Origin of the sequence: Tabrizicola sp. (assembly GCF_041911175.1) — a bacterium.
In the GTDB taxonomy this organism is placed as follows: domain Bacteria; phylum Pseudomonadota; class Alphaproteobacteria; order Rhodobacterales; family Rhodobacteraceae; genus Tabrizicola.
Genome location: NZ_JAYRPN010000110.1, coordinates 1 through 3,474, shown reverse-complemented (window position 1 = coordinate 3,474; position 3,474 = coordinate 1). Strand labels below are relative to the sequence as shown.

The following is a 3,474-nucleotide window of genomic DNA, read 5'->3' as shown; positions in this document are numbered from 1 at the left end:
TGCCCGCCACCGGCCCGCTGGCCGACCTCGCCCGCCTCGTCGCGACGCTGGCAGGCTCAGGCGATGCATCGCCTGCGGCGCTGATTGCCCTCGGCCTCGGCCTGATCGGCCTGCGCGACCGGATCGAACGCGGGTTCCGCGGCGATGACTGAGTTTCTCACGGGCATGGTCGTGGGTGGAGCGATCGGCATGTTTGTCGTCGCCCTTTGTGTGGCTGCAGCACGGGGAGACCGGCCATGAAGTCCCTCCCGCCCGCGCTGCAGGCCCATCTCGACGAGGGCACGACAACCCTCGCATGGTGCTGGCGGATCGCCCGCGCCGATGGGGTCAGCTTCGGCTTCACCGACCACGACCGGACACTCACCTTCGATGGCACCGAGTTCGAGCCGGAAAGCGGTCTGACAGCCTCCGAGGTGCGCTCGGGCTCCGACCTGTCGGTCGACGCGCAGGATGCCCAAGGCGTGCTGTCGTCGGACCGGATCACGGAAACCGACATCCTCGACGGCCGCTGGGACGCCGCAGTTGTCGAGGTCTGGCGGGTGAACTGGGCAAACCCGGCGCAGCGCGTGCTGCTGCGGCGCGGGGCCATCGGCCAGATCCGGCGCGGACGGCTGGCCTTCGTGGCCGAAGTTCGCAGCCTTGCACACGTCCTCGGCCAGACGGTCGGGCGGACGTTTCAGGCCAGTTGCGACGCCGCGCTGGGCGACGCCCGCTGCGGGGTAAACATCGAAGCCCCGGCCTTCAAGGGCACCGGCGCGGTGATCGATGCACTGCGCGACCGTGCTTTCACCGCCTCCGGCCTCGGTTCCTTCGCGGCAGGCTGGTTCGCCTTCGGGCTGGTGGAATGGTCGACCGGCGCCAATGCCGGGCGGCGGGTCGAAGTGCTGTCGCATGACATCGTCGACAGCGTCGCGATCCTGACCCTGCTCGAAGCCCCGGTGCGCCCGATCACGGCGGCGGATGCCTTCGTGATCCGGGCAGGCTGCGACAAGCGGATGGCGACCTGCAGCGCGAAGTTCGCCAATGTCGCGAACTTCCGGGGCTTCCCGCACATCCCCGGTCAGGACGCGGTTCTTCGATACGCCACCAAGGATGGCAAGCACGAGGAGGCGGTGCTTTGAAGACCGCCGATCCCGCCCGCGTCATCGCCTCCGCGCGATCATGGTTGGGCACGCCCTATCACGACCAGGCCAGCCTGCGCGGGATCGGCTGCGACTGCCTCGGCCTCGCGCGCGGTGTCTGGCGCGAATTGGTGGGGCCTGAGCCTTTCCCGATCCCGCCCTACAGCCGGGATTGGGGCGAGACCGGGCCGAGGGAGGTGTTGGCGGACGGCGCGCGACGGATGATGCCTGAGATCGCTGCAGTCGACGCCCCACCCGGCGCGCTGATCCTCTTCCGCATGATGCCGCGCGCCATCGCCAAGCATGTAGGGATCCTCACGGGCCCAGACACCTTCCTCCACGCCTATGAACGCCTCGGCGTGATCGAGGAAGCGATGACACCTGCATGGCGGCGGCGCATCGCCTTCGCCTTTCTCTTTCCCGCACGCTGACGTCCCAACCCTTCGAACACTGAGTTTCCGCAATGGCGACCCTTGTCCTCGGTGCCGTCGGTTCCGCCATCGGCGGGGCTTTCGGCGGCGCGATCCTCGGCTTTTCTGGCGCTGCCATCGGCGGCTTCATCGGCTCGACCATCGGTTCGGTGGTCGACAGCTGGATCGTGTCCTCGCTGGCCCCCGCGCAGAAGATCGAGGGTCAGCGCCTCGACAGCTTGCGGATCACCTCGGCCACCGAAGGCGCCATCATCCCGCGCCTCTACGGCCGCATGCGTATCGGCGGCAACATCATCTGGGCCACGGATTTCCGCGAGGAGACCAAGACCACGACGCAGGGTGGTGGCAAGGGCGGGGGCGGCGGCAGGGTCCAGACGACCGAGTATCTGTACTATGCCAGCTTCGCGGTCGCCCTGTGTGAAGGCCCGATCACCGGCATCGGCCGCGTCTGGGCCGACGGCAAGGCGATGGACATGACCGGTGTGACCTGGCGCTGGTATCCTGGCAACGAGGCGCAAGCGGCCGATCCCTTCATCGCGGCCAAGATGGGCGCGGCCAATACTCCCGCCTACCGCGGCACCGCCTATGTCGTCTTCGAGGAACTGGCGCTCTCGACCTACGGCAACCGCCTGCCACAGCTCAGCTTCGAGGTCTTCCGGCCCCTCGCCGATCCCGACACGGCCGAGGGGCTCGTGAAGGCGGTGACAATGATCCCCGCCTCTGGCGAGTTCACCTATGCGACTGAGGCCGTGCGCAAGACAGTCGGGGCGACGACGACGGTCTTCGGTCAGACCACCGGCGGCACCACCTCGGCCGAGAACCTGAACGCCTTGCCGGATGAGGCCGACATCGTTGTAGCGCTGGACCGGCTTCAGGCCATGGCCCCGGCCGTCGAGAGCGTCAGCCTCGTCGTCGCCTGGTTCGGCAATGATCTGCGGGCGGGCAACTGCACGATCAAGCCCGGCGTCGAAGTGGCGGCCAAGGCCACCAGCCCCAAGACCTGGACGGTTAACGGCGTGGCGCGGGCCAATGCGCATCTGGTCAGCCGTGATGCCGAGGACCGTCCGGTCTATGGCGGCACGCCTGCCGATTTCGCGGTGGTGCAGGCGATCCGCGAGATGAAGGCGCGTGGCCTGCGCGTCACCTTCTATCCCTTCCTGCTCATGGACGTGCCGCCCGGCAACACGCTGCCGAACCCCTACTCGAACAACGTCGCCACACTGGTCCAGCCTTCCTTCCCCTGGCGCGGGCGGATCACCTGTTCGCCTGCTGCTGGCTACACCGGGACCGCGGACAAGACCGCCGCTGCGGCGACGCAGGTCTCCAGCTTCTTCGGCGCGGCCACCCCGGCGCAGTTCGCGATCTCTGGCGACACCGTCAGCTGGACCGGTCCCTCGGGCGATTGGGGCCTGCGCCGCATGATCCTGCACTACGCCCATCTCTGCGCCGTGGCGGGCGGGGTCGATGCCTTCCTGATCGGCACCGAGATGCGCGGGCTCACGACAATCCGGTCGAGCGCCAGCGCCTATCCGGCCGTGACCGCCTTCAAGGCACTGGCCGCGGATGTGAAGGCGATCCTCGGGACGGGCACAAAGGTGGGTTACGCTTCCGACTGGTCGGAGTATTTCGGGCACCAGCCCGGTGATGGCACGGGGGACGTGTTCTTCCACCTCGACCCGCTCTGGTCGGATGCCAACATCGATTTCATCGGCATCGACAACTACATGCCGCTCTCCGACTGGCGCGACGGCTTCGACCATGCGGATGCGCTGGCAGGCTGGGCGGCGATCCATGACCGCGGCTACCTGCAGGCGAACATCGCAGGGGGCGAGGGCTTCGACTGGTTCTATGCATCCGCCGCCGACAGGTCGGCCCAGATCCGCACGCCGATCACGGACGGTGCCGCAGGCAAGCCTTGGGTG

At 68.0% G+C, this 3,474-nt stretch carries 3 protein-coding genes; all 3 read left to right on the top strand.

Annotated elements, in window-relative coordinates:
* Positions 1-236 precede the first annotated feature (236 nt).
* Positions 237-1,121, top strand: a complete 885-nt coding sequence (locus ACE3P6_RS15235; RefSeq protein WP_374396620.1) for a DUF2163 domain-containing protein — start codon at positions 237-239, stop codon at positions 1,119-1,121.
* Positions 1,118-1,552 carry an NlpC/P60 family protein gene (locus ACE3P6_RS15230; protein WP_374396617.1) on the top strand — a complete coding sequence of 145 codons (435 nt, stop codon included), beginning with the start codon at positions 1,118-1,120 and terminating at the stop codon, positions 1,550-1,552. Before ACE3P6_RS15235 ends, ACE3P6_RS15230 begins: the two co-directional genes overlap by 4 nt.
* A 32-nt stretch (positions 1,553-1,584) precedes the next feature.
* Positions 1,585-3,474 (top strand): glycoside hydrolase TIM-barrel-like domain-containing protein (locus tag ACE3P6_RS15225; protein ID WP_374396615.1); only part of this gene is annotated, 1,890 nt, incomplete at its 3' end.

Excerpts from the sequence above, each read along its gene's own strand:
- ACE3P6_RS15235 (WP_374396620.1), top strand. The coding sequence starts at position 237 with ATGAAGTCCCTCCCGCCCGCGCTGCAGGCCCATCTCGACGAGGGCACG.